We start from the raw sequence: 24,780 nt of genomic DNA, 5'->3' as shown, positions 1-24,780 counted from the left end.
TCCCGGGCGGGCCCTGGCCCGCCGGACTCCAGGTCTGATTTCCGGTACGTGCCCAGGCATGTGCCTCGGGATCTGTCGCGCATGAATTACCTCTAGGAGCCAGCTTGCTGGCGATGCGGAGTCGGTCGGCAACCCCGATGTCGGCCGGCAACCCCTGTTCGCCAGCAAGCTGGCTCCTACGAGGTCCGTGCCACCGCTCTTTCCTCGCGAGGAGTTACCGATGTCTTCAATTGCAGTCTTCGCCAAGGCCTCACCGCTGGACGCGCTGCAACGCTGGCTACCCCAAGTGGTGCTGGCGCCCAGCGTGCTGATCGTGCTGGTCGGATTTTATGGCTACATCATCTGGACCTTCCTGCTGTCCTTCACCAACTCGCGCTTCATGCCCAGCTACAAGTGGGTCGGGCTGCAGCAGTACGAGCGCTTGCTGGACAACGATCGCTGGTGGGTGGCCAGCCAGAACCTGCTGGTCTACGGCGGACTGTTCATCGGCATCAGCCTGGTGCTCGGCGTGCTGCTGGCGGTGTTGCTGGATCAGCGTATCCGCCGTGAGGGCTTCATCCGCACCGTCTACCTCTACCCGATGGCGCTGTCGATGATCGTCACCGGCACCGCCTGGAAGTGGTTGCTCAACCCCGGCCTCGGCCTGGACAAGCTGCTGCGCGACTGGGGTTGGGAAGGCTTTCGCCTCGACTGGCTGGTGGACCCGGACCGCGTCGTCTACTGCCTGGTGATTGCCGCCGTGTGGCAGTCGTCGGGGTTCGTCATGGCGCTGTTCCTCGCCGGCCTGCGTGGCGTCGATCAGTCGATCATCCGCGCCGCCCAGGTGGATGGTGCGAGCCTGCCGACCATCTACCTGCGCATCGTCCTGCCGAGCCTGCGCCCGGTGTTCTTCAGTGCACTGATGATCCTTGCCCACATTGCCATCAAGAGCTTCGACCTGGTGGCAGCGATGACGGCCGGCGGCCCTGGCTACGCCTCCGACCTGCCGGCGATGTTCATGTATGCCCACACCTTCACCCGCGGCCAGATGGGCCTCGGCGCCGCCAGCGCGATGCTCATGCTCGGCGCGGTGCTGGCGATCCTGGTGCCGTACCTGTACTCCGAACTGAGGAACAAGCGCCATGACTAGCCTGGCCGGAAAACCTGCCTTCAGCTTCAGCCGCCTGGCCATCTACGCCACCTTGATCCTGGCTTGCGCCGTGTACCTGGTGCCGCTGGTGGTGATGCTGCTGACCAGCTTCAAGACCCCGGATGACATTCGCACCGGCAACCTGCTGTCGATGCCGGACGTGTTCACCCTGGTAGGCTGGGCCAAGGCCTGGGCCAGCGTCGGTGGCTACTTCTGGAACTCGGTGAAGATCACCGTGCCGGCCGTGCTTATCTCGACCCTGCTCGGTGCGCTGAACGGTTATGTGTTGTCGATGTGGCGCTTCCGTGGTTCGCAGTTGTTCTTCGGGTTGCTGCTGTTCGGCTGCTTCCTGCCGTTCCAGGTGGTGCTGCTGCCGGCGTCCTTCACCCTCGGCCAGTTCGGCCTGGCCAACACCACCAGCGGCCTGGTGCTGGTGCACGTGGTCTACGGCCTGGCCTTCACCACGCTGTTCTTCCGCAATTTCTACGTGAGCATTCCGGACGCCCTGGTGCGGGCGGCTCGGCTGGATGGGGCGGGGTTCTTCACCATCTTCGGGCGCATCCTGCTGCCAATGTCGGTGCCGACCATCATGGTCTGCCTGATCTGGCAGTTCACCCAGATCTGGAATGACTTCCTCTTCGGCGTGGTGTTCGCCAGCGGCGACACCCAGCCCATCACCGTGGCCCTGAACAACCTGGTGAACACCAGCACCGGGGTCAAGGAATACAACGTCGACATGGCCGCCGCGATGATCGCCGGCCTGCCCACCCTGCTGGTCTACGTGCTGGCCGGTAAATACTTCCTGCGCGGCCTGACGGCCGGCGCCGTCAAAGGCTGAAAGCTACTGCGCTCGGTCATGCTGTGTTGGAATCAGGCTCGGAATGCTCATTTAGCGGCCTAAACTCCGCTTCCTCGCCTGATTCCGCCTTGCCTGACCTTCGCTCGTGACGCTTTCAAAGTAGCTTTCGGGATTGGAGAAAAGACATGGCAACCCTCGAACTGCGCAATGTGAACAAGTCCTACGGCAGCGGCCTGGCGGACACCCTTAAGAACATCGAGCTGTCCATCGATTCCGGTGAGTTCCTGATCCTCGTCGGGCCGTCGGGCTGCGGCAAATCTACCCTGATGAACTGCATCGCCGGATTGGAGAGCATCACCGGCGGCGCGATCATGGTCGACGACGCCGACATCAGCGGCATGAGCCCGAAGGACCGGGACATCGCCATGGTGTTCCAGTCCTACGCCCTGTACCCGACCATGAGCGTGCGCGAGAACATTGCCTTCGGCCTGAAGATCCGCAAGATGCCGGCCGCCGAAATCGATGCCGAGGTTTCGCGCGTCGCCAAGCTGCTGCAGATCGAACACCTGCTGGAGCGCAAGCCCGGCCAGCTCTCCGGCGGCCAACAGCAGCGCGTGGCCATGGGCCGGGCGCTGGCGCGGCGGCCGAAGATCTACCTGTTCGACGAGCCACTGTCGAACCTCGACGCCAAGCTGCGGGTGGAGATGCGCACTGAGATCAAGCTGATGCACCAGCGGCTGAAAACCACCACCGTCTACGTCACCCACGACCAGATAGAGGCCATGACCCTGGGCGACAAGGTGGCGGTGATGAAGGACGGCATCATCCAGCAGTTCGGCACCCCGCAGCAGATCTACAACGATCCGGCCAACCTCTTCGTCGCCGGGTTCATGGGCTCGCCGCCGATGAACTTCATCCCCCTGCGCCTGCAGCGCCGCGACGGCCGCCTGTTCGGTCTACTCGACAGTGCCGACGGTCACTGCGAGCTGCCGCTGGGCGAGGTGGAGGACGAGCTGGACGGGCGTGAGGTGATCCTCGGTGTGCGTCCGGAGCAGATCCTCGTCGCCCAAGGCACGGCCGGGCTGCCGGGCATCCGCGCCGAGGTGCAGGTGCTCGAACCTACCGGGCCCGACACCCTGGCCTTCGTCGAGATCAACCAGACCAAGGTCTGCTGCCGCCTGGCGCCAGATGCCGCTCCGCGTGTGGGCGAGACCCTGGAGCTGCAATTCGCTCCGGACAAGGTGCTGCTGTTCGACGCGCAGAGCGGAGAGCGCCTGGGTCGTCTGGGAAAGGCGAGCCCCCCTGAGCGCGCCAAAGTGGCACGCCTGAAGGGGATGTAGGAGCGAGCTTGCTCGCGAAGGGCTGGCACGGAGCCGGGCTGTTCGCGAGCAAGATCGCTCCTACAGGCAACGCCGGAGCAGGTCCGGCACGACGATCCATCGAAACACAACAATAAAAATCTGGAGTGGACATGAGCACGACGATCAAAGGTTTGTGGGTACTGCCTTGCGCGCTGTTTGCAGTTTCCGGAGTTGCGCAGGCGGTGGAGTTCACCGGTTACGTGCGCAGCGGCGCCGGCGGCTCGAGTGAGGGTGGCACGCAATCCTGCTTCCAACTGCCGGGGGCGCAGTCGAAGTACCGCCTGGGCAACGAGTGCGAACAGTACATCGAGCTGGACCTGCGCCAGGACCTGCTCAAGCTCGACGACGGCTCGGTGATCAGCGTCGAAGGCATGGCGCAGCTCTACAACGAATACGGCCACACACCTGAGTTCACCGGCGACCACGGCTTTGCTCGGATGAACCAGATGTATGCCGAGTGGAGCAACATGCCGGCGTTGAACGGCGGCTCCTTCTGGGCGGGGCGTCGCTTCTACAAGCGGAACGACATCCACATCTCCGACTACTACTACTGGAACCAGAGCGCCACCGGCTTCGGCTTCGACCAGGTAGCCATCGGGGACCTGAAGTACAGCTACGTGTTCTCGCGCAAGGACAACTACGACCAGGACCCGTACATCAATCGGCACGACTTCAACGTCGACGGCTTCCAGACCAATCCTGGCGGTGAGGTGGGCTTTGGCGTCAGCTATATCGACAAGCCCGACAGCCTGGACGCCCACAGCGGCTGGTCGGTGGCCGTTCAGCACAAGCAGAAGGAATTCCTCGGCGGGCTGAATACCTTCGCCCTGCAGTACGGCCGCGGGCCGGGTACTGCCCTGGGCTATACCGGTGATCCGACCCTGGACAACGCCAACAAGAGTTGGCGTGTGGTGGAGTTCTTCGACTGGCAGGTAACGCCGCGCTTCGGCGGGCAGTTCCAGGTCGTCTACCAGAAAGACACCCGCCCGGACGGCGACGACCAGAACTGGCTGTCGGTCGGCGTACGCCCGAGCTATGCGATTACCGAGCAATTCAAGCTGGTGACCGAGCTTGGCCGCGATCAGGTAGAAGCTCCCGGCGGCACTCGCAAGCTGACCAAGTTCACCATCGCGCCCACCTGGTCGCCGGCGGGGCCCGGCTTCTGGGAACGCCCGGAAATCCGCCTCTACTACACCTACGCCAGTTGGAACGAAGCAGCGCAACGCGCGGCCAGCCAGATGGCGGCGGGCTCGGCGCTGTCCGACACCGGTGCCTTTGGTGATGCCCTGCACGGCTCCAACTTCGGTGTACAGCTCGAGTACTGGTGGAAGTGATGCGGAGCCGCGATGGGCGTCAGTGAGCCACGGCATGTCAGGCCGCATCGGGTAAAAACGGGGGAGGGCGTCGACCATCCCCTGGCCGATCTGTTGCGGCCGGAAGCCGGGCAGCCATTCCGCTGGACCGAGCAGCAGGGCCGCGAGCTCCTGCTGGTGGAGCACCCGCGTTGCACGGCGGTGTTCAGCCGCCAGGGCGGGCAGTTGCTGCACTTCCAGCCGCGTGGCGAACGCCCGTTGCTCTGGTGCGCCGCGCGCTGGCCGAGGATCGGCGCCATCCGTGGTGGCGTGCCGGTGTGTTGGCCCTGGTTCGGCCGTCACCCAATGGAGAGCGGCTGGCCGCACCACGGCTGGGCGCGGTTGAGCGACTGGCGTTTGACCGGCAAGGAGGCGGACGCCACCGGCGTGCGCCTGAACTGGCGGCTGGAACTGCACGACTGGGTGGTGGAGCTGGAGGCGGAGCTGGGCGATGAGATGAACCTGCGACTCACCACCCGCCACCGCGACAGTGAAGCCTGCGTACTCAGTCATGCGCTGCATGCCTATTGGCGGGTATCGGATGTGGCGCGGGTCGGGCTGCTCGGCCTGGACGGCGCCGAAGGCCGCGACCTGCTGGCCCGCGAGCCCTGCAGACAGGAAGGCGAGCTGCGCATCATCGATGGCTGCCACCGCGTGTTCCGCCGGGGCGGCAAGGTAACTATCCAGGATGCCGGCTGGCAGCGGCGTATCTGCATCGATGGGGGTGGCAATGCCAACACCGTGGTCTGGCATCCCGGCAGTCGGCCGCTTGGAGAAGTGAGCTGGTCGGAAAGCCTGGGGTTTCTCTCTGTGCAGGGCGCCGCTTGTGGACAGGATGGTGTGACGCTGGTCGCGGGGGAAGAAGCGAAGTTGAGCTTGAGGGTTTGGGTAGAGTGAGGTGTGGGACTGGATGTCGTTGCCCTCTCCCCCAGCCCTAGGGGTTGGGGGAGAGGGTATAGCTCCCGCATAGAACCCTCAGGATGGCTCCTCATCGCTCGGATACCTGCTTGCGTTGAGGCTTTCCTTGATCTTGCGCAGGTGCGGCTGGAAGTCCACGCCGCGGCGCAGCGTCATGCCGGTGGCGAGCACGTCGAGCACGGTGAGCTGGATGATGCGCGAGGTCATCGGCATGTAGATGTCGGTGTCCTCGGGCAGCGGGATGTCCAGGCTGATGGTGCTGGCCTTGGCCAGTGGCGAGCCGGCTGCGGTCAGGCCAAGCACGGAAGCGCCGTTCTGCCGGGCGATGCGAGCCACTTCCACCAGCTCGCGGGTGCGGCCGGTGTAGGAAATGATCACAAAGAGGTCACCGGTATGAGCCACCGAAGCCAGCATGCGCTGCATCAGTACATCGGAATGGGCCGTCACGGCGAGGTTGAATCGGAAGAACTTGTGCTGCGCATCCAAGGCCACGGAGGCGGAGGCGCCGAGGCCGAAGAAGTGGATCTGTCGGGCCTGGATCATCAGGTCCACCGCACGGCTGATCTGCTGCGGATCGAGGCTCTGGCAGGCACTATCCAGGGAGGCTATGGCGCTGCCGAAGATTTTCCGCGTGTAGGCCTCGGGGCCGTCTTCGGCCTCCACGGCTCGGCTAACGTAGGCGGCGCCGCTGGCCAGGCTCTGCGCCAGCTGCATCTTCAGTTCCGGGTAGCCGTTGACGCCGAAGGAACGGCAGAAGCGGTTCACCGTCGGTTCGCTGACCTTCGCGGCCTGGGCCAGCGCGGCAATGCTGTAGCGAGTGGCCTGCTGCGGATCGCGCAGGATCACTTCGGCGACTTTGCGTTCGGCCTTGTTGAGCGCTTCGAGGCGGTTCTGGATCTGCTCCAGGAGGTTGTGCACGCGGTCCATTTGGAGTCCTGGGAAGGTTCTGGCATTCGGTGGCCTATCGTACTGAGCGTAATAGGGCGGGGCCATAGGAATCTCGGATATTGGGAAATGTAGTTTTATTACTACATTTTGTCTTGATGAAACGCTTATCTGGGTGTATTCATAAGCTCATGTTTGAAAGAAGAACAAATACCATGGCCTCACAACCTGTTGAATCCTGCACCCTGGCGCTGTTCGGCGGCCTTGGTGACCTGGCGCTACGCAAGCTGTTCCCGGCGCTCTACCAACTGGATCGTGCGGGCTTGCTACCCGCCGAGACCCGCGTCCTGGCCCTGGCTCGTGAGAACGACGAGCCCGTTGCGCACCTGGCGGCCATCGGCGAGCACCTGCGTCGGCATGTTCCGGTGCGGGAGCAGGAGGAGGCTGTCATGCAGCGCTTCCTGGCGCGGTTGGACTACCTGTCGATGGACTTCCTCGAAGCTGACGGCTATGCGGTATTGGCGGACAAGATCGGCCCGGCGAGCCGGCTGATCGCCTACTTCGCCACGCCGGCTTCGGTCTACGGCGCGATCTGCGCGGGGCTGGCGGCCACAGGCCTCGCCGAGCGAACCCGCGTGGTGCTGGAGAAACCGATCGGCCATGACCTGGCGTCTTCCCGCGCGGTCAATGACGCCGTGGCGGCGCACTTCCCAGAGAACCGCACCTATCGGATCGACCATTACCTGGGCAAGGAGACGGTGCAGAACCTGATTGCCCTGCGCTTCGCCAACAGTCTGTTCGAGACCCAGTGGAACCAGAACCATATCTCCCACGTGGAAATCACCGTGGCCGAGCAGGTAGGCATCGAAGGACGCTGGGGCTATTTCGACCAGGCCGGCCAACTGCGCGACATGATCCAGAACCACCTGCTGCAGTTGCTTTGCCTGATCGCCATGGACCCGCCCAGCGACCTGTCCGCCGACAGCATCCGCGACGAGAAGGTGAAGGTGCTCAAGGCACTGGCACCCATCGGCGTCGAACAGCTGAGCCAGCAAGTGGTGCGCGGCCAGTACGTGGCCGGCAACATCCTCGGCAAGTCGGTGCCCGGCTATCTGGAAGAGGACAATGCCAACGCCCAGAGCGACACCGAGACCTTCGTCGCGCTGCGAGCGGAGATCCGCAACTGGCGCTGGGCCGGCGTGCCGTTCTACCTGCGCACCGGCAAGCGCATGCCGCAGAAGCTTTCGCAGATCGTCATCCACTTCAAGGAACCGCCGCACTACATCTTCGCGCCCGAGCAGCGCCCTCTGATCAGCAACCGCCTGATCATCCGCCTGCAGCCGGACGAGGGTATTTCCCTGCAGGTGATGACCAAGGACCAGGGCCTGGACAAGGGCATGCAGCTGCGCAGTGGCCCCCTGCAGCTGAGTTTCTCCGATACTTACCGTAGCGCACGAATTCCCGATGCCTACGAGCGGTTGCTGCTGGAAGTGATGAAGGGCAACCAGAACCTCTTCGTGCGCAAGGATGAAATCGAATACGCCTGGAAGTGGTGCGACCAGCTCATCGCCGGTTGGCAACAACAGGGCGATGCGCCCAAGCCCTACGCGGCGGGAACCTGGGGGCCGGTGGCCTCCATTGCATTGATCACTCGTGATGGTCGGAGTTGGTATGGCGATCTCTAACATCAACCTGCCGGAACAGGTTATCGGCTTCAGCCTGAACAATCCCGTGCAGCTCGCCGGCGAGCTGGCGGTCACCGTCGCCAACGCGCTGCGCTCAGCCATCGACGCACGCGGTGTGGCTACCCTGGTGGTGTCCGGCGGGCGCAGCCCGGTGGCTTTCTTCGAGCGACTCGCCAGCCAGGCGCTGGACTGGTCGAAGGTGGTCGTCAGCCTGGCAGATGAACGCTGGGTACCGGTGAGCCACCCCGACAGCAATGAGGGGCTGGTGCGTCGCCATCTATTGCAGGGCGAGGCGGCCAGGGCCCGCTTCATCGGTCTCTATAGCGCGGCAGCCAGCCTGGACGAGGCCGCGAGGCTGGCCGACCAGGCCCTGGCCGAGCTGCCGCACCCCTTTGACGTGCTGGTGCTGGGCATGGGCGAGGACGGCCACACGGCCTCGCTTTTCCCGACCAGCCCGAACCTCGAGGCAGCACTCAGCCCGGAGTGCCCGCAGCGCTGCCTGGCGATGCTGGCACCGACCGTTCCGCATCAGCGCCTCAGCCTGACCTTGCCGATGCTCGAAGGCGCGCGCTTGACGCTGCTGGCGCTGCAAGGGCAGGGCAAGCTCGCGACCCTGGCCGACGCACTGGCTGGCGAGGGCGCTGCGCAGATGCCGATCCGCGCCTTCCTCCGTCGATCCCTGGAAATCTACTGGTGCCCCTGAGCCCGAAGGACCGTCCCATGACCAGCATTCCCCACAGCCAGGCGAGCCACCGCGAAACCGTTCCGAGCATGGCCGACAAGGCTGCCCTGATCGACATCATCTGTGGCGCCGCGCGCATCCTGCCGGTGATCACCATCGAGCGTGAACAGGACATCCTGCCGCTGGCCGATGCCCTGGCCGCCGGCGGCCTGCGCACCCTGGAAATCACCCTGCGCTCGGAGCACGGCCTCGCCGCCATCCGCCTGCTGCGCGAGCAGCGCCCCGAGCTGTGCATCGGTGCCGGCACCGTGCTCGACGAACTGATGCTTGCCGAAGCCGAGGCCGCTGGGGCGCAGTTCGTCGTGACCCCGGGCTGCACCGCCGAACTGTTGCGCGCGGGCGTCTACAGCCCATTGCCGCTGATCCCCGGCATCAGCAGCGCCTCGGAAATCATGCTCGGCTATGCCCTCGGTTACCGCCGCTTCAAGCTGTTCCCTGCCGAGATTTGCGGTGGCATCAAGGCCCTCAAGGCCTTCGGCGGCCCCTTCCCGGGCATCCGCTTCTGCCCCACGGGCGGCGTCAACCCGGGCAACCTGCGTGACTACATGGCGCTGCCCAATGTGATGTGCGTTGGCGGTACCTGGATGATGGACAAGACCTGGATTCGCGAAGGCGATTGGCAGCGCGTCGAAACGTCCTCGGCCGAGGCGCTGAAGCTGCTGGGGTGATACCGGCGGAGGCTCTGCTTGCTTGTTGTGGGGGCGAATTCATTCGCTGAGGGGCATGCAGTGCCCCCCCAGGGGGCTTTCATGGCAGGCCTGTGGCCTGCTTCGTGAATGAATTCGGCCCCACAGGGTTCGCTACTCGCCGCCGTCCAGTAGCCCGGATGCAATCCGGGAATCGACTACCAGAGGCCCCCGGATTTCATCCGGGCTACCGATCCAATCTCTTTCGATCTCATGCAAGGGATTCCGCCAAGCGGTTTGCTGAAACGATTTACCAAACGAAGAAAGCGCGCTACAAACTGAATTCTCCATCACCCGTCCGTGTCCGAGGGATGAGCAATGACTCACAACAACAATCTCGATGCCCTGTTTCCCACTGCTGCCCAAATTCCCGAGCGCTACCGCCCTGAAGCGCCGATCGAGCAGCGCGAATACCTGGTGAATGGCGAGCTGGTGCGCTGGGATGGCCCGCTGGCCACCGTGCGCAGCCCAATCTTCCTGGCCAGCGATCAGGGTGATGAGCAAGTGGTACTGGGCAGCACGCCGCTGCTCGATGCCGATGCCGCGCTGGCAGCGCTGGATGCTGCCGTCAAGGCCTATGACCACGGCCAGGGGCCCTGGCCGACTATGCGTGTGGCCGAGCGCATCCAGCATGTGGAGAAGTTCCTGGCGCGTATGCGCGAGCAGCGTGAAGCGGTGGTCAAGCTGCTGATGTGGGAAATCGGCAAGAACCTCAAGGACTCGGAGAAAGAGTTCGACCGCACCTGCGACTACATCGTTGACACCATCGAAGCACTCAAGGAACTGGACCGACGCTCCAGCCGCTTCGAGCTGGAGCAGGGCACCCTCGGCCAGATCCGCCGGGTGCCGCTGGGCGTGGCACTGTGCATGGGCCCGTACAACTACCCGCTGAACGAAACCTTTACCACGCTCATCCCGGCGCTGATCATGGGCAACACTGTGGTGTTCAAGCCGGCCAAGTTCGGCGTGCTGCTGATCCGTCCGCTGCTGGAGGCCTTCCGCGACAGCTTCCCGGCAGGTGTGATCAACATCATCTACGGTCGTGGCCGTGAGACCGTCAGCGCGCTGATGGCCTCCGGCAAGATCGACGTGTTCGCCTTCATCGGGACCCACTCGGGCGCCAGCGACCTGAAGAAGCTGCACCCGCGCCCCCACCGCCTGCGTGCGGCCCTTGGGCTGGATGCGAAGAACCCCGGCATCGTCCTGCCCAAGGTGGACCTGGACAATGCCGTGAGCGAGGCCGTCACCGGCGCCCTGTCCTTCAACGGCCAGCGTTGCACCGCGCTGAAGATCCTGTTCGTCCACGAGGACGTGCTCGACCCCTTCCTCGACAAGTTCACGGCCAAGCTGGCCGCGCTCAAGCCCGGCATGCCTTGGGACGATGGCGTGGCGCTCACCCCGCTGCCCGAACCGGGCAAGGTAGATTTCCTCAACACTCTGCTGGACGACGCCGTCGCCAAGGGCGCCAAGGTGGTCAACCCGGGCGGCGGCAGCCACCGGCAGAGCTTTTTCTACCCGGCGCTACTGAGCCCGGTGAGTCCGGAGATGCGCCTCTACCACGAGGAGCAATTCGGCCCGCTGATCCCGGTCGTGCCTTACCGCGAGCTGGATGAGGTGATCGACTACGTCCTGCATTCCGACTACGGCCAGCAGCTCAGCCTGTTCGGCAACGACCCGGGGCAGGTCGGCCGGTTGGTCGATGCTTTCGCCAACCAGGTGGGCCGCATCAACATCAACGCCCAGTGCCAGCGCGGGCCGGACACCTTCCCGTTCAATGGTCGCAAGAACTCCGCCGAAGGCACGCTGTCGGTACATGACGCGCTGCGTGTGTTCTCCATCCGTACCCTGGTGGCGACCAAGTTTCAGGAGGACAACAAGGCGCTGGTCAGCGAGATCATCCGCAACCGCGAATCGAACTTCCTGACCACGGATTACATTTTCTAAGGACCCGCACGGGCTTTCCCTTTCCCTGTGGGGGGCGAGTTCATTCGCTGAGGGGCATGAAGTGCCCCCAGGGAGTTTGAAGGGCAGGACGGCGTCCTGCTTAGCGAATGAATTCGCCCCCACAGAAGGGGTGAGGCCCACCTGCCACGGAGACCTGCAATGCCCCGCTCCATCAGCCGCGACACTCGCCTGTGCATGTCGCTGTCCGGCCGCCCAGGCAACTTCGGTACTCGCTTTCAGAATTACCTCTTTGAGGCCCTGGATTTGGACTTCATCTACAAGGCCTTCACCACCACGGATCTGCCGGCCGCTATCGGCGGTATCCGCGCGCTGGGCATCCGTGGCTCAGCGGTGTCGATGCCATTCAAGGAAGCCTGCATCCCGCTGCTCGATGAGCTGGATGCCTCCGCGGCTGCCATCCAGTCGGTGAATACGATCGTCGCCGACAACGGTTGGCTGAAGGGCTACAACACCGACTACAGCGCGGTCGCCAGCCTGTTGCAGAGCCATGGCGTACCCCGGGAGATCGACTTCGCCCTGCGGGGGAGCGGCGGTATGGCCAAGGCCGTGGCCAGTGCTTTTCGCGACAGCGGTTTCAAGCGTGGCCAGATCATCGCCCGCAACACCGAAACCGGTCCGGCCCTGGCCCAGAGCTGCGGTTACCACTGGAAACCCGAGCTGGGGAACGAGCGACCGCGCATGCTGGTCAACGTCACGCCCCTGGGCATGGAAGGCGGCCCAGACGCCGACACCTTGGCCTTCACACTGGAACAGGTGGAGGCGGCGGACTGGGTATTCGACGTGGTGGCGCTGCCGGTGGAAACCCCGCTGATTCGCCTCGCCCGCGAACTTGGCAAACCGGTGATCACGGGGGCGGAGGTCATCGTGCTACAGGCCGTGGAGCAGTTCGTGCTGTATAGCGGCGTCAGGCCGGAGGGGACGCTGATCGAAAGGGCGGCGCTGTTCGCGCGGGGATAAGGCGGAGAAGAATGCCTTGTGGGCGCGAAGTCATTCGAGCTTGGGCACGTAGTGCCGCTGGCGAAGTTTCAAGGCAGGCCTGCGGCCTGCTTTCGCGAATGAACTCGCTCCCACGGGAAGAGAAGCGCTGCCGGCTCAATCCTCCGGCAGGTTCTCGAAGATCTTTTCCAGCGTGGCGTTGAGCTTGGCGATCTGGGCTCCGGTGAGGTCCCTGAAGCTATTGGTGAAGATATGCGCAGTGTTGACCTGGATTTCTTCCACCATGTGCAGGCCTTTCTCGGTGATCGATACCTGGGTCACCCGACCATCATTCGCACACGGCTTGGTGTCCACCAAACCATCTTCTTTCATGCGGTAGACGATCTTGGTCACGGTGGAGAGCTTGGCGATGGCGTGTTCGGAGATTTCCGAGATGCTCGATTCACCGTTCTCCTTGAGAATGAACAGGATGCGCCAGCGCGGGATGTCCAGGTCGATCTTCTTCAGCGACTTTTCCATGGCCATGTTGTAGCGGCCGTAGACGCGGGCGATCCAGTAGAAGGGGAATTCTTCTTTCTTGAAGTCGTCACTGGCGGGGTTGTAACGGTTGAGGCGCTTCTTCGGGGTGCTCATGCGAAAGGGGGCATAGGTTCCTGCTGACAGGGGGAGAGTTATAGGGGGTTGCGTCGAGCCTGTCGACAGCCAAGTGGCCTCGACTTGACGTTGGTCAGTCCCTGCGGGTGGCCCGACCTCGCGGCCGGGCCGGGAGCGATCAGCCGGCAAGCATTTCCTGGTGTTTGCTGGCCAGGCCCAGGTAGGCCTCGATCACCCGAGGGTCGTCCGCCAGTTGGGCGGCGGGGCCCTGCATGGCGATTTGCCCGGTTTCCAGCACATAGGCGTAGTCCGCTACGCGCAGGGCCGCGCGGGCGTTCTGCTCCACCAGCAGGATCGACACACCTTGCTGGCGCAGGGTGGTGATGATGCGGAAGATTTCGCGGGTGATCAGCGGCGCCAGGCCGAGGCTCGGTTCATCCAGCATCAGCAGCTTGGGCTTGGCCATCAGTGCGCGGCCCACGGCGAGCATCTGCCGCTCGCCACCGGAGAGGGTGGCGGCAAGCTGGTCGCGACGCTCCCATAAGCGCGGGAACAGTTCGTACACCTCGGCCTGGGTGGCGGCGTAGTCGCGCTTGCCGCTGCGGTGGCGCTGGAAGGCGCCGAGCAGCAGGTTGTCGGCGACGCTCATGCTGCCGAACAGCTCGCGCTTTTCCGGTACCAGGCCGAGCCCGCGAGAGACCATCACCTCGACTTCCGGAACGGCCTCCAGGCTGCCGTCGAAGGCCACCCGGCCGCGCGAGCCGAGCACGCCCATGATGGCCGAGAGCAGGGTCGTCTTGCCGGCACCATTGGGGCCTATCACGGTGACGATCTGCCCTTGGCCCACCCGCAGGTTGGCGTTGGACAAGGCCTCGACCTTGCCGTAGGTGACACAGAGGTCGCTGACCTCGAGCACGGCGTTGCTCACTGTGTTGCCGGCCTGTGCCGGGGATTGCACCTGCATGTTCATCACTCAGTCACTCCGAGATAGGCTTCCAGCACCGCCGGGTCTTTCTGCACTTCTTTTGGCAGGCCGTGGGCGATGCGCTGGCCGAACTCCATCACCACTACACGATCCACCAGCCCCATGACGAAGTCCACGTCGTGCTCCACCAGGAGGATGGCCATGCCCTCGCTGCGCAGGCGACTGAGGAGCAGCCCGAGCGCTTCTTTCTCCTTGTGGCGCAGGCCGGCGGCCGGCTCGTCGAGCAACAGCAGGCAAGGGTTGGCGCAGAGCGCGCGGGCGATCTCGAGGATGCGCTGCTGGCCGAGGGCCAGGCTGCCGGCCTCCGTGTGCAGGTGGTCGCCGAGCCCGACGCGCTCCAGCTGGCGCCGGGCCTCATTGAGCAGTTCAGCCTCTTCCTGGCGGTCCAGGCGCAGGGCGGCGGAGAGTACGCCCTTGTGGCCGCGCAGGTGGGCGCCGATGGCGACGTTCTCCAGCACGCTCATCTCCGGCAACAGCTTCACATGCTGGAAGGTGCGGCTCATGCCCATGCGGGCAATACTGCGCGGGGGCAGGCCGTTGATGCGCTGGCCGCGGAACAGCACGTCGCCGCTGGTGGGCTTGTCCACGCCGGAGAGCTGGTTGAATAGAGTGCTCTTTCCGGCGCCGTTGGGGCCGATCAGGGCGAGGATTTCGCCGGCGCGTACTTCCAGGTTCATTGCGTTGTTGGCCACCAAACCGCCGAAGCGCTTGGTCACGTCGCGGGCTTCGAGCAAGGTCTCGCCATGCGCGGGCTGCTTGCGGCAGGGCAACTGCGCGGCATCGGCGAACTGGGCTATCGCCTTGCGCGGCTTCCAGCTGGCCGGCGCCAGGCGCGTCAGGACCGGCCAGAGGCCGCCGGGGCTGCGCTGCATGAGCAGGATGATGATCAGGCCGAAGACGATCGTCTCGTAGTTGCCGACGCTGCCCAGCAGTTGTGGCAACAGGTCCTGTAGCCATTGCTTGAGCAGGGTGAGGATGCCGGTGCCGAGCAGGGCGCCCCAGACGCTGCCGACCCCACCGATCAGGGCCATGAACAGGTACTCGATGCCCATGTGCAGGCCGAACGGTGTCGGGTTCACGAAGCGCTGGGTATGGGCATAGAGCCAGCCGGAGAGGGCGGCGAATAGCGCGGAGATGACGAAGATCACCAGCTTGGCGCGGAAGGTGTTCACGCCCTTGGACTCGGCCATCAGCTGGCCGCCCTTGAGCGCGCGGATCGCCCGACCCTCGCGCGAATCCAGCAGGTTCTGGGTGAGTAGCATGGCAAGCAGCAGTACGGCCCAGATCAGGCAGTAGATCTTCTCGCCCTTATCCAGCTGCCAACCCAGCAGCGAAATCGACGGCAGACCGCTGACCCCGGTATGCCCGCCGAGGGATTCGACGGTGCCGAACAGGTAGTAGAGCGACAAACCCCAGGCGATGGTGCCGAGCGGCAAGTAGTGGCCCGAGAGTTTCAGCGTCAGCGCGCCAAGCAGCAGGGCGACGGCGCCGGTCAGTGCCAGGCCCACCAGCAAGGTCAGCCAGGGCGAGCCGCCGGCCCAGGCGAGCCAGGTGGGCAGCTCCTGTACTGTGGTGAGGTAGGCGCTGGTGTAGGCGCCGAGGCCGACGAAGGCGGCCTGGCCGAAGCTGGTCATGCCGCCGACGCCAGTCAGCAGAACCAGACCCAGCACCACCAGGGTATAGAGGCCGATGTAGTTGAGCAGGGTGACGTAGAAGGGCGGCAGTAGCAGCGGGGCGACGCCCAGCGCGGCCACCAGGGCGAGGGTCAGGTAGCGCGGTTTCATTCATCGTCCTCCACGTGACGGCTGGTGAGGGAGCGCCAGAGCAGGACGGGGATGATCAGGGTGAAGACGATGATCTCCTTGTAGGTGCTGGCCCAGAACATCGAGAAGGCTTCGATCAGCCCAACGCCGAGGGCGCCGACTGCCGCTGCCGGGTAGCTGACCAGGCCGCCGATGATGGCACCGACGAAGCCCTTGAGGCTGATGACGAAGCCGGAGTCGAAATACAGCGTGGTGATCGGTGCGATGAGGATGCCCGACAGCGCACCGATGAAGGTAGCGAGGCCGAAGGTGGCCTTGCCCGCCAGGGTCGGTGAGATGCCCATAAGGCGCGCGCCCATGCGGTTCACGGCGGTGGCGCGTAGCGCCTTGCCGTAGAGGCTGCGCTCGAAGAACTGGAACAGGCCGATGATCAGCGCCAGCGATACGGCGATCACCCACAGCGTCTGGCTGTTGAAGGTCACCGGGCCCAGGGTCAGGCCTGCCTCCGAGAAGGGGGCGGTGCGCGCGCCTTCCGGACCGAACAGCAGCAGGGCGATGCCGACCATGGCGACATGTACGGCGATGGAAACGATCAGCAGCACCAGCGAACTGGCCGAGGCGATCGGCTGGAACACCAGGCGATACAACTGCGGTCCGAGCGGCACCACCAGTGCCAGGGTCAGCAGGGCCTGGACGGCCATGGGCAACTCGGCCAGGGGCAGGGTACGAACCAGTGCGACCAGCGCAAGGGCGTAGCCGAGCTTCAGCGCAATGCGCCTGGGGAAACGGAAGGCGTGGTTGGCGCGCGTCGCGTCGATTAGATCCAGGGAGCAGTCCAGCAGGGTCAGGCCGAACAGGAGCCAGATCAGCGCCGTGGGTTGGCCGGCCTGCAGGCTGGCCATGGTCAGTGCGCCGAAGGTGACGAATTCGCCCTGGGGGATCAGCAGGATCCGCGTGACGGTGAAGACCAGCAGGAGCGACAGGGCCAGCAGGGCATAGATCGCCCCGTTGGTGATGCCGTCCTGGCCGAGCAGCATGGCTATCTGGAAATTCATGGTGGGAACTCTTTATTGCGAGGTGAAAAGCACGCGGCGCCGGACCGTGGCCAGGCGCGGCGCGACCATCAGTTGCTGCCGAGCAGGGTCCAGGTGCCGTTCTTCACCTGGATCAGCTCGCGACCGCGCTCGTCGAAGCCGCTGTGGTCTTCGGCGGTCATGTTGTAGACGCCCTGGGTGGCGGCGACTTCATGGCTTTGTTCCAGGGCATCGCGCAGAGCTGCACGGAATTCCGGGGTTCCCGGTGCGGCCTGCTCGGCAGCGACGGGGATGGCGCGTTGCAGCAACAGGCCGGCATCGAAGGTGTTGGCGCCGAAGGTGGCGGGCTTGCTGCCGTTGAGCTTTTCGTAGGCGGCGATGTAGTCCGTGGCGACCTGCTTGGACGGGTGGCTGTCAGGGACCTGATCGATCACCAGCATCAGGCTGGCAGCGAGGATGGTGCCTTCGACCTTCTTGCCTCCGAGCTTGAGAAAGTCCGGCAGCGCGGCGCCGTGGGTCTGGTACATCTGGCCGCGGTAGCCCTGGTCGAACAGGGTGGTCTGTGGCATCACCGCGGCGCTGCCGGGGGCGGCCACCAGCACCGCGTCGGGCCTTGCAGCGAGCACTTTCAGGCTCTGCCCGGTCACGGAGGTGTCCTGGCGCTGGAAGCGTTCGCTGGCGACGATCTCGATGCCGTGCTCGGCGGCCATCGCCCCCATCACCTTGGCCCAGTTCTCGCCGTACGGGTCGGCGGTTCCGATGAAACCGAGGGTCTTCACGCCCTTGGCGACCATATTGACGACCAGTGCCTTGGCGATCAGGTCGTCGTTCTGGGTGGTCTTGAACACCCACTTCTTCTGCTCGTTCATCGGCAGCACCACGGATGCGGTGCCCACCGGCGCCAGCAGCGGCACGCCTGCCTCGGCGGCGAACTGGATCACGCCCATGGCATTGGGTGAGCCGCTCGGGCCGATGATGGCGTCGACGTTTTCCTCGCTGATCAGCTTCTTCAGCGCCTTGACGGTAGCAGTGGGGTCGCTGCCGTCATCGAGGGCGATGTAGGTCACCTTCTGGTTGCCCGCCTGGGTAGGCAGCAGCGGCGTCGAGTTCTTCTGTGGCAACCCGACCAGGGCGAGCGGCCCGGAGGAGGAGGTGATGACGCCGACTTTCACGTCTGCCTGGGCGAAGGTGGCGCAGGCGGCGCTGAGGAGCAGGGTGGACAAGGCTTTCTTGAGGGGCATGACGGTCTCCGAGGAGTAGCAGGGCATTCAAGTGGCAGGGTCCCGCAGGGCGCCTGGCCCTGATGCTCGGAGCCGGCGCAGTGGATTGCCGCTTTGTTGTTGTTCTGGTGCCGGTCCGCTGGCCGGTCGGCGAGGAGCGAAAGTGCAGGTTGCATGCCAGGAACCTGCTCGAACGGGCTGGGCATCCGGCAAGTCAGGTCCTGTTGCCTGGACGTTTTCTGCTCCATTTCCTCCTCCGTGACCCAGTTCGGAGTGGCCTGCCTAACGCGTGCAAAAAACGACCTCGAACCCTGTTCATGCCTCGCTCCGAGGGATGCAGGGACAAGGTGGGAAAAGTTGTTTTTCCTGTCCAATAAGCCAGATTTTATGAGGTTAAAAAGCGTTGTTTTTATCTCTAAAAAATACAGCTTGATCTCAATTAAATCGTTCGATTATCGACCGCTTCAAGGGTGGTGTTTTTCCCGGTGTTTCCTGAATAGGTATTCGATAATCATTTTCATAATACTCTTAAAGCATTGAATAATAAGTCATTAATAGTAAATTTTGCGTGAATATTCATGTTTTTGAGTGTTACCAAACTGCACGCAATCAGTGCGTTCGAGGGTGAAAATGCACCGAATCTACACATTCATTTTCCTGTGATAATTCAATTGACAATTCACGTAATTATTCCGATTTTAGATTTACGCAAGCCGCCACCGCTTCGAGGTGGGCAAGGCTGATCTGATTCACCGTGTGTAGAGGGGATGAACATGACGATCGTCGTCGAGCAGTTGGCGTTAGGAGGCGAAGGCCGGACGGTGATGGTGAAGGACACTATCGACGTCGCTGGCTACCCCACCCGCGCTTCCAGCCGTGCACTGGACAATGCCCCGGCTGCTTCGCGCCATGCCGATGTGGTACAGGCCCTGCTCGACAGCGGTTGCCGCATTACCGGCAAGACCAGTCTGCATGAACTGGCCTTCGGTACCACCGGGTTGAATGCCTGGGTCGGTACCGCCGAAAACCCGCGCTATCCGGGCCGCGTCCCGGGTGGTTCATCCAGTGGTTCGGCCGCTGCGGTTGCCGCCGGCCTGGCCGACTTCTCCCTGGGTACAGATACCGGCGGTTCGGTACGGGTACCCGCCGCTTGCTGTGGCGTGTTCGGCCTCAAGCCGACTTTCGGCCGTGTCAGCCGCGCCGGAGTGATGCCGGCACAGACATCGCTGGATTGCGTTGGCCCGTTTGCCGCCAGCATCGACTTGCTGATCGAGGCGATGGAGATCATCGATCCGACCTTCAAGGCGCTGCCGACCATGGATGGCGTCCGTATCGGCGTGGTGCCGGTCCAGGCCGAAGCGGAAGTCCAGGCCGCCCTGGACTCGGTTCTGGAAGCCAGCGGCTTCCCCCTGGATTTTGCCCCGTTGCCCGGTATGCAGGCGGCCTATGACGCCGGGCTGAAGATCATCAACCGTGAAACCTGGGAAGGCTGCGGCCATCTGGTGGAAACCGGTCTGGTGGGCGCGGACGTCGCGGCCCGCTTGCTGGCGGCGCGCGATACCACTGACGCCGAACTGCGTGATGCCGAAGCCTGCCGCGCAGTCTTCAGCGCCGAGGTGGATGCCGCTCTGGCGCGCTGCCCAATCCTCGCCTTGCCGACCATGCCGAGCTACCCGGCGCGGGTTGTCGAGGCAGCGGACACCCGCGCGGCCATCGGCATGACTGCCTTCGTGCGGCCTTTCAACCTTTCTGGCCACCCGGCAATCAGCGTCCCATTCGAAGGGCCCTCGAAGCTGCCGGTCGGTCTGCAACTTATTGCCGCCAAGGGCGCGGACGAACTGCTCTGTGCAGTCGCCCGTGAACTGGTGCGGCGCCTCGAACAATAAAACTCATGCCCACCCTGGAGAGCCCCATGTCTTCGCTAAGCGAGCTGGATTACCAGCAACCCGCCCCGATTACCGCGAGTGAAGGATTTCAGGCGCTGCTCGCCGATATCCGCGAGCGTGCCAGGAACGAGGAATTCGATCGGCAGAAATACATCTCCCAGGACGTCATCGAGCGCTTCAGAAAACTCGGTGTCTATCGCGCCCTGGTGCCCACGCGCTTCGGCGGCGACCAGCGCTCGCCGATCGAGTTCTGCCAGATGATCGAGGAGATCTCCGCCGCCGACGGTTCCGCCGGCTGGGTGGCGAGCTTTGGCATGAGTCCGGTCTACCTGGCGGCGTTACCGCTGGACACGCTGAAGCAGGTGTACGCCAAGGGCCCGGACGAGGTGTTCGCCGGCGGTATCTTCCCGCCGCAGCCGGCGTCCTTCGTCGACGGTGGCCTGGAGGTCAATGGGCGCTGGAAGTTCTCCAGCGGTTGCAAGGGCGCCACCCTGATCGGCGTCGGCATCAGTCCGCGCAATGGCGAAACCCTCGGCCTGCCGCGCCTGGCCGTGATGCCGCGGGAGAAAGTCAGCATCGAAGAAACCTGGGATGTGGTCGGACTGATCGGTACCGGCAGCCATGACGTGGTGATCGACCGCGTGGTGGTACCGGAGGAGTGGACCTTCGTCCGTGGCGGCGCGGCCAACCTCGATGAGCCAATGTTCCGCTACCCATCGCTGTCCTTCGCCACCCAGGTGCTGTCCGTGGTCGGCCTCGGCGTGGCCCGCGCGGCGCTGGACTTCCTCAGCGGCATGGCCAGCGGACGTTTCTCGGTGACCGGCGCCCCGGCCTTGTCCGACCGTCCGCTGGCGCAGATGCAGATGGCCAAGGCCGAGGCCGAGCTGCGTGCCGCCCGCGCCTGGTTCTATGAGGCCATGGATGCCGCCTGGCGCAGCGTGCTCGCCGGCGACCCGGTGTCGGTGGAGCAGACCAACCTGCTGCGCCTGTCCTCGACCCACGCCACCCGCGTGTCTGCCGAAGTGGCGCGCACCGCGCAGATGCTCTCCGGCATGACCGGCGTGTACCGGGACAACCCGCTGTCGCGCTTCGTCAATGACACCCTGGTGATCACCCAGCACGCCTTCATGGGCGACATGACCTACCAGAACGCCGGCGCGATCTTCTTCGGCAACAAGCCGCTGCCCGGCTACCTGTGAATTCCAACTGACTGATCGGTGATTGTGATGAGCGAGAAAAAAGCCCTGCGCGTCCTCTTCTGCATGGGGATCAACCAGAACTTCTTCGACGCCCCGCGCGAGGAGCAACTGCAGGTCTGGGCGGCCTTCAGCGAGATGTGGAACGGCATCCACGACCTGCCCGGCGTGAAGGTGTTCGGCAACATGGACGACGACCAGAGCATGGTCGGCCCGTCTACTGGCTACCCCTGGACCACCTACCTGCTGGCCGACGTACCGGACATCGAAACCGTCCACGCCGCCTGCAACCTGTTCCGTACCACGCCGGTAGGTGACGGCACCTACAAGCTGTGGCGCTACGCCAAGGTCGAGGCCCGCACCGGCCGCGAACTGATCATCCAGCGCGCGTGACCGACATGAGCCAAGCCCTCGAACTGCGCCTGCGCCAGCTGGAAAGCGAACACGCCGTGCGCGCCTGCATGAACCGCTACATGGAGCTGTGCGATGCCCTCGACGCCCGCACGCCCCTCGACGAACTGGCCGGCCTGTTCACCGCCGACGCCGTCTGGGAAGGCAAGGGCGCGAAGTACGCCAAGAGCTTTGGTGGTTACCAGGGCCGCGAGGCGATCCGCGCCATGTTCGCCACCTACGTGGTGGAGCCGGCGCACTTCGCCCTGAACGTGCACTTCCTCTGCTCGGAGCTGATCCGCGTCGAGGGTGTGGAAGCCACCGGCAGCTGGGTGATGTTGCAGACCTCCACCTTCGCCAGCGGCGCCTCGCACCTCAATGCCGCGCGCCTCACCGCGGCGTTCCGCGAAGAGGAAGGGCTGTGGCGCATGGCGCATTTCCAGACCGAGAACCTGTTCAGCCGTCCGGTGGATGCCTGGAACAGCACCGCACACCTGCCGGTGCCCGAGCGCGACGGGCAGTAGACGACGCGGAATGTAGGAGCGAGCTTGCTCGCGAAAAGGTGGTAACCGAGGTTCGCGAGCAAGCTCGCTCCTACGGAAGCCGCCAACAAGAACTTTCTGTGAGTCGGTGCCCTGCGCCGACGAGGAGTGATCGTGACCAATCTGATCGAAACCGTAACCCTGGCCAGCTCCCCGGCCGACCTCGTGCAGCACGACCGTGTGCACACCTCGCTCTACACCGACGCCCGCCTCTTCGACGAGGAGCTGGAGAAGATCTTCTACAGCACTTGGGTCTGGGTAGCCCACGCCAGCGAGATTCCGGAAGCCGGCAACTACAAGAGCACCTACATCGGCAAGCAGCCGGTGATCGTGGTGCGCGACCGCAAGAAGGACGTGCACGTGCTGCTCAACCGTTGCCGCCACCGTGGCGCCACCGTTTGCGAACACAAGAAGGGCAAGGCTGCGAGCTTCGTCTGCCCCTACCACGGCTGGAGCTACGCCCTGGACGGCAGCCTGCGCGGCGTGCCGCACCCGGAGAGCTACGCCGATTGCCTGGACAAGGGCGAGCTACCGCTGGTGAGCCTGCGTGTCGAGGAATACAACGGCATGCTCTTCGCCACCTTCAAGGACGATATCGAGCCGCTGGTGGACTTCCTCGGCCCGGCGAAGAAATGGATCGACCTGTTCATGAAACAAGGCGCCGGCTACCCGGTGAAGCTGGCGGGCGAGCACCGCTTCCGCTTCCCCGGCAACTGGAAGATCCAGTTGGAAAACACCACCGACGCCTACCACTTCCCGCTGGTGCACAAGTCGTTCCTGTCCTCGGTGGATGAGCAGACCCTGGAGCTGTTCGATTTCGTCCAGGGGCCGGGCTATGTCGAAGACCTCGGCAACGGCCACAGCGTGATGGTGATGATTCCCGACCTGGTGGACCTGGAGGCCGACCTGGACAAGCCGATCCCCGAGCGCTTCGAGGCCCTCGCCCAGGAACTGCGCGCCGAGGGCATCGAGGAGCAGCAGGTGCGCCGTATCGTCCGCGCAGTCGGAGGCTCCGGCTTCAACCTCAACCTGTTCCCCAACGTGGCCTGCTCCATGGCCTTCTTCCGCGTGCTGCAGCCGATCTCGGTGAACGAGACCGAGATCCACCACGCGGTCATCACCATGGACGGCGGCCCGGCCGTGGCCAACCGCTACCGCCTGCGCCTGCACGAACACTTCCAGGGCCCCATGGGCTTCGGCACCCCGGACGATTCCGAGGCCTGGGAACGCGTGCAGAAGGGCGCCCGGGCCGGCACCGACCTGTGGATCATGCTCAACCGCGGCCTGCCCGGTGAGAGACAGAGCGAGGACGGGCTGATCAGCGACGTGAGTGCCGAGACGGGCATGCGCGCCGCCTATCAGCAGTGGAAAAAGATGATGTCGGCCTGAGGAGTAACCCGCCATGAACCTTGAATTGCTCAACCACGTCAGTGCCTACATCTGGCAGGAAGCGGACATGCTCGACCACGGCGAATTCGACGCCTGGCTCGACCTGTGGACCGAACAGGGGACCTACATCATCCCCATCGATCCTAACGAAACCGACTTCGAGAACACGCTGAACTACGCCTACGACGACCACCACATGCGTCAATTGCGGGTGAAGCGGCTGATCAGTGGCGAGTCCATCTCCACCACTCCGCGTGCCCGTACCGTGCGCGCCCTGTCGCGCTTTCGTGTGCTGGGCGAGGCGGATGGCGTGGTCACCGTGCGCTGCGCGCAGAACCTGCGCGAGTTCCGCAAGGACATGCTCAAGCACTACACCGCCGATGTGACCTTCCAGCTCAAGCGCGAAGGCGAGGGCTTCCGCATCCAGCGCAAGCTGATCCAACTCATCAACTCCACCGATACCCTCGCCGGCATCGGTTACATCCTCTAAGGCGCCGACCATGAGCCAAGTAGCCCTTGTCACCGGCGCCGCGCAGGGACTCGGTAGCGAGATTGCCCGAGCCCTGCACGCCGCCGGCTATGCGGTGGTGATCACCGATCTGTCACTGGAGCAGGCCCAGGCTGCGGCGGATCGGCTCGACCCGAGCGGCGACCGCGCGCAGGCACTGAAGCTGGATGTCGCCAGCAAGCCGGACTTCGAGGACGCGCTGGCGGCGGTGCTTGAGCGCTGGGGTGCGTTGCACGTGGCGGTGAACAACGCCGCCATGACGCTGACCACGCCGCTGATGCAGATCAGCCCGGAGGAATTCGACCGGGTCACCAGCATCAACCAGCGCGGCACCTTCGTCGGCTGCCAGGTGTTCGGCGCCCACATGGCCGCTGCCGGTTACGGGCGGATCATCAACATGGCCTCGCTGGCCGGGCAGAACGGCGGCACCGCCACGGGCGCGCACTACGCAGCGTCAAAAGGCGCCATCGTCACCCTGACCAAGATCTTCGCCCGTGAGCTCGCCGCCAGCGGCGTCACCGTCAACGCCATTGCCCCGGGACCCATCGAGTCCCCGGCGGTGCGCGCGGCGGTACCGCCGGAGCGGCTGGAGACGCTCATCGAGGCGATTCCGGTGAAGCGCCTCGGCAACGCCGCCTTCCTTGGCAGCCTGGTCGTGCAGTTGGCGTCCGAAGACGCCTACTTCACCACCGGTGCCACCTGGGATGTGAATGGTGGCATCTACATGCGTTGAAGCAAGTGAACCGCATGGCGCCAGTCGCGCGGTTCTGAAAGATCCATAAGAAACAAACAGCACCACAAGGTGCGGGAAGGCC

Annotated in this window: 23 protein-coding genes; 17 read left to right on the top strand and 6 right to left on the bottom strand. The window is 64.3% G+C overall.

Annotated elements, in window-relative coordinates; all coding sequences use genetic code 11:
• Positions 1–220: 220 nt before the first annotated feature.
• The 5 genes from OXH74_RS02075 to OXH74_RS02055 all read left to right on the top strand — a co-directional run bounded on the left by OXH74_RS02075 (position 221) and on the right by OXH74_RS02055 (position 5,538).
• On the top strand, positions 221–1,129 hold the full coding sequence (locus OXH74_RS02075; RefSeq protein ID WP_215374744.1) for a carbohydrate ABC transporter permease: 909 nt from the start codon (positions 221–223) through the stop codon (positions 1,127–1,129).
• On the top strand, positions 1,122–1,967 hold the full coding sequence (locus tag OXH74_RS02070) for a carbohydrate ABC transporter permease (RefSeq protein WP_375739873.1): 846 nt from the start codon (positions 1,122–1,124) through the stop codon (positions 1,965–1,967). The genes OXH74_RS02075 and OXH74_RS02070 overlap by 8 nt, the downstream gene beginning before the upstream one ends.
• A 146-nt stretch (positions 1,968–2,113) precedes the next feature.
• Positions 2,114–3,268 (top strand): ABC transporter ATP-binding protein, encoded by a 1,155-nt coding sequence (locus tag OXH74_RS02065; protein WP_375739872.1) that lies wholly within the window; start codon positions 2,114–2,116, stop codon positions 3,266–3,268.
• A gap of 131 nt (positions 3,269–3,399) precedes the next feature.
• Positions 3,400–4,623 carry a maltoporin gene (locus OXH74_RS02060; protein WP_375739871.1) on the top strand — a complete coding sequence of 408 codons (1,224 nt, stop codon included), beginning with the start codon at positions 3,400–3,402 and terminating at the stop codon, positions 4,621–4,623.
• Between the two features lie 12 nt (positions 4,624–4,635).
• On the top strand, positions 4,636–5,538 hold the full coding sequence (locus tag OXH74_RS02055; protein WP_375739870.1) for a D-hexose-6-phosphate mutarotase: 903 nt from the start codon (positions 4,636–4,638) through the stop codon (positions 5,536–5,538).
• Between the two features lie 78 nt (positions 5,539–5,616).
• Here the strand turns inward: OXH74_RS02055 and OXH74_RS02050 are convergent, their stop codons facing one another.
• Positions 5,617–6,477: a MurR/RpiR family transcriptional regulator gene (locus tag OXH74_RS02050; protein ID WP_215374800.1), complete on the bottom strand. Its 861-nt coding sequence runs from the start codon at positions 6,475–6,477 to the stop codon at positions 5,617–5,619.
• Positions 6,478–6,659: 182 nt separating this feature from the next.
• Here OXH74_RS02050 and zwf point away from each other — a divergent pair, with 182 nt between their 5' ends.
• From zwf to OXH74_RS02025, 5 genes are all read left to right on the top strand, one after another.
• A complete protein-coding gene (zwf, locus tag OXH74_RS02045) occupies positions 6,660–8,129 on the top strand; it encodes a glucose-6-phosphate dehydrogenase (protein WP_375739869.1) in 1,470 nt (489 codons plus the stop codon).
• A complete protein-coding gene (pgl, locus tag OXH74_RS02040) occupies positions 8,116–8,832 on the top strand; it encodes a 6-phosphogluconolactonase (RefSeq protein ID WP_375739868.1) in 717 nt (238 codons plus the stop codon). Before zwf ends, pgl begins: the two co-directional genes overlap by 14 nt.
• Positions 8,833–8,849: 17 nt before the next feature.
• Positions 8,850–9,539, top strand: coding sequence for a bifunctional 4-hydroxy-2-oxoglutarate aldolase/2-dehydro-3-deoxy-phosphogluconate aldolase (locus OXH74_RS02035; RefSeq protein WP_375739867.1), 690 nt, complete (start codon positions 8,850–8,852; stop codon positions 9,537–9,539).
• Positions 9,540–9,875: 336 nt separating this feature from the next.
• Positions 9,876–11,501 carry an NADP-dependent glyceraldehyde-3-phosphate dehydrogenase gene (locus tag OXH74_RS02030; RefSeq protein ID WP_375739866.1) on the top strand — a complete coding sequence of 542 codons (1,626 nt, stop codon included), beginning with the start codon at positions 9,876–9,878 and terminating at the stop codon, positions 11,499–11,501.
• Between the two features lie 159 nt (positions 11,502–11,660).
• On the top strand, positions 11,661–12,479 hold the full coding sequence (locus tag OXH74_RS02025) for a shikimate 5-dehydrogenase (protein WP_375739865.1): 819 nt from the start codon (positions 11,661–11,663) through the stop codon (positions 12,477–12,479).
• Between the two features lie 135 nt (positions 12,480–12,614).
• On the opposite strand, the gene OXH74_RS02020 is transcribed toward OXH74_RS02025, so the two are convergent.
• From OXH74_RS02020 to OXH74_RS02000, 5 genes are all read right to left on the bottom strand, one after another.
• Complete coding sequence (locus OXH74_RS02020; RefSeq protein WP_215374675.1) at positions 12,615–13,091, bottom strand: MarR family winged helix-turn-helix transcriptional regulator; 477 nt, start codon at positions 13,089–13,091, stop codon at positions 12,615–12,617.
• A 139-nt stretch (positions 13,092–13,230) separates the two neighbouring features.
• Positions 13,231–14,016, bottom strand: a complete 786-nt coding sequence (locus OXH74_RS02015; protein ID WP_375739864.1) for an ABC transporter ATP-binding protein — start codon at positions 14,014–14,016, stop codon at positions 13,231–13,233.
• Positions 14,017–14,021: 5 nt separating this feature from the next.
• Positions 14,022–15,821, bottom strand: coding sequence for an ATP-binding cassette domain-containing protein (locus OXH74_RS02010; protein WP_375739863.1), 1,800 nt, complete (start codon positions 15,819–15,821; stop codon positions 14,022–14,024).
• A complete protein-coding gene (locus OXH74_RS02005; protein ID WP_375739862.1) occupies positions 15,818–16,855 on the bottom strand; it encodes a branched-chain amino acid ABC transporter permease in 1,038 nt (345 codons plus the stop codon). Before OXH74_RS02005 ends, OXH74_RS02010 begins: the two co-directional genes overlap by 4 nt.
• A 68-nt stretch (positions 16,856–16,923) precedes the next feature.
• On the bottom strand, positions 16,924–18,075 hold the full coding sequence (locus OXH74_RS02000; protein WP_375739861.1) for an ABC transporter substrate-binding protein: 1,152 nt from the start codon (positions 18,073–18,075) through the stop codon (positions 16,924–16,926).
• A gap of 752 nt (positions 18,076–18,827) precedes the next feature.
• On the opposite strand from OXH74_RS02000, the gene OXH74_RS01995 reads away from it, so the two are divergent.
• The 7 genes from OXH74_RS01995 (at position 18,828) to OXH74_RS01965 (ending at position 24,698) form a co-directional block, all read left to right on the top strand.
• On the top strand, positions 18,828–19,940 hold the full coding sequence (locus tag OXH74_RS01995; protein ID WP_375739860.1) for an amidase: 1,113 nt from the start codon (positions 18,828–18,830) through the stop codon (positions 19,938–19,940).
• Positions 19,941–19,966: 26 nt separating this feature from the next.
• Positions 19,967–21,139 carry an acyl-CoA dehydrogenase family protein gene (locus tag OXH74_RS01990; RefSeq protein WP_375739859.1) on the top strand — a complete coding sequence of 391 codons (1,173 nt, stop codon included), beginning with the start codon at positions 19,967–19,969 and terminating at the stop codon, positions 21,137–21,139.
• A gap of 27 nt (positions 21,140–21,166) precedes the next feature.
• Positions 21,167–21,529: a hypothetical protein gene (locus OXH74_RS01985; RefSeq protein WP_044875154.1), complete on the top strand. Its 363-nt coding sequence runs from the start codon at positions 21,167–21,169 to the stop codon at positions 21,527–21,529.
• 5 nt (positions 21,530–21,534) lie between these two features.
• On the top strand, positions 21,535–22,050 hold the full coding sequence (locus OXH74_RS01980; RefSeq protein ID WP_375739858.1) for a nuclear transport factor 2 family protein: 516 nt from the start codon (positions 21,535–21,537) through the stop codon (positions 22,048–22,050).
• A gap of 132 nt (positions 22,051–22,182) precedes the next feature.
• Positions 22,183–23,457, top strand: coding sequence for a Rieske 2Fe-2S domain-containing protein (locus OXH74_RS01975; RefSeq protein ID WP_375739857.1), 1,275 nt, complete (start codon positions 22,183–22,185; stop codon positions 23,455–23,457).
• 13 nt (positions 23,458–23,470) lie between these two features.
• The gene (locus OXH74_RS01970) at positions 23,471–23,947 is read left to right on the top strand and encodes an aromatic-ring-hydroxylating dioxygenase subunit beta (protein ID WP_375739856.1); all 477 of its coding nucleotides are present in this window, start codon (positions 23,471–23,473) and stop codon (positions 23,945–23,947) included.
• A gap of 10 nt (positions 23,948–23,957) precedes the next feature.
• Entirely contained in the window at positions 23,958–24,698 is a 741-nt protein-coding gene (locus OXH74_RS01965) for an SDR family NAD(P)-dependent oxidoreductase (RefSeq protein WP_375739855.1), read from the top strand.
• Positions 24,699–24,780: the final 82 nt, after the last annotated feature.

Source organism: Metapseudomonas boanensis (assembly GCF_042232855.1).
Taxonomy (GTDB): Bacteria; Pseudomonadota; Gammaproteobacteria; order Pseudomonadales; family Pseudomonadaceae; genus Metapseudomonas; species Metapseudomonas boanensis.
Note: the sequence above shows the minus strand (reverse complement) of the source record. Positions and strands in the feature narration are given on the sequence as shown.

Bases quoted from the DNA above. Each gene is read 5' to 3' on its own strand.
- OXH74_RS02075 (WP_215374744.1), top strand. From the start codon at position 221: ATGTCTTCAATTGCAGTCTTCGCCAAGGCCTCACCGCTGGACGCGCTG.
- OXH74_RS02070 (WP_375739873.1), top strand. From the start codon at position 1,122: ATGACTAGCCTGGCCGGAAAACCTGCCTTCAGCTTCAGCCGCCTGGCC.
- OXH74_RS02065 (WP_375739872.1), top strand. From the start codon at position 2,114: ATGGCAACCCTCGAACTGCGCAATGTGAACAAGTCCTACGGCAGCGGC.
- OXH74_RS02060 (WP_375739871.1), top strand. From the start codon at position 3,400: ATGAGCACGACGATCAAAGGTTTGTGGGTACTGCCTTGCGCGCTGTTT.
- OXH74_RS02055 (WP_375739870.1), top strand. From the start codon at position 4,636: ATGGGCGTCAGTGAGCCACGGCATGTCAGGCCGCATCGGGTAAAAACG.
- zwf (WP_375739869.1), top strand. From the start codon at position 6,660: ATGGCCTCACAACCTGTTGAATCCTGCACCCTGGCGCTGTTCGGCGGC.
- pgl (WP_375739868.1), top strand. From the start codon at position 8,116: ATGGCGATCTCTAACATCAACCTGCCGGAACAGGTTATCGGCTTCAGC.
- OXH74_RS02035 (WP_375739867.1), top strand. From the start codon at position 8,850: ATGACCAGCATTCCCCACAGCCAGGCGAGCCACCGCGAAACCGTTCCG.
- OXH74_RS02030 (WP_375739866.1), top strand. From the start codon at position 9,876: ATGACTCACAACAACAATCTCGATGCCCTGTTTCCCACTGCTGCCCAA.
- OXH74_RS02025 (WP_375739865.1), top strand. From the start codon at position 11,661: ATGCCCCGCTCCATCAGCCGCGACACTCGCCTGTGCATGTCGCTGTCC.
- OXH74_RS02020 (WP_215374675.1), bottom strand. From the start codon at position 13,091: ATGAGCACCCCGAAGAAGCGCCTCAACCGTTACAACCCCGCCAGTGAC.
- OXH74_RS02015 (WP_375739864.1), bottom strand. From the start codon at position 14,016: ATGCAGGTGCAATCCCCGGCACAGGCCGGCAACACAGTGAGCAACGCC.
- OXH74_RS02010 (WP_375739863.1), bottom strand. From the start codon at position 15,821: ATGAAACCGCGCTACCTGACCCTCGCCCTGGTGGCCGCGCTGGGCGTC.
- OXH74_RS02005 (WP_375739862.1), bottom strand. From the start codon at position 16,855: ATGAATTTCCAGATAGCCATGCTGCTCGGCCAGGACGGCATCACCAAC.
- OXH74_RS02000 (WP_375739861.1), bottom strand. From the start codon at position 18,075: ATGCCCCTCAAGAAAGCCTTGTCCACCCTGCTCCTCAGCGCCGCCTGC.
- OXH74_RS01995 (WP_375739860.1), top strand. From the start codon at position 18,828: ATGACGATCGTCGTCGAGCAGTTGGCGTTAGGAGGCGAAGGCCGGACG.
- OXH74_RS01990 (WP_375739859.1), top strand. From the start codon at position 19,967: ATGTCTTCGCTAAGCGAGCTGGATTACCAGCAACCCGCCCCGATTACC.
- OXH74_RS01985 (WP_044875154.1), top strand. From the start codon at position 21,167: ATGAGCGAGAAAAAAGCCCTGCGCGTCCTCTTCTGCATGGGGATCAAC.
- OXH74_RS01980 (WP_375739858.1), top strand. From the start codon at position 21,535: ATGAGCCAAGCCCTCGAACTGCGCCTGCGCCAGCTGGAAAGCGAACAC.
- OXH74_RS01970 (WP_375739856.1), top strand. From the start codon at position 23,471: ATGAACCTTGAATTGCTCAACCACGTCAGTGCCTACATCTGGCAGGAA.
- OXH74_RS01965 (WP_375739855.1), top strand. From the start codon at position 23,958: ATGAGCCAAGTAGCCCTTGTCACCGGCGCCGCGCAGGGACTCGGTAGC.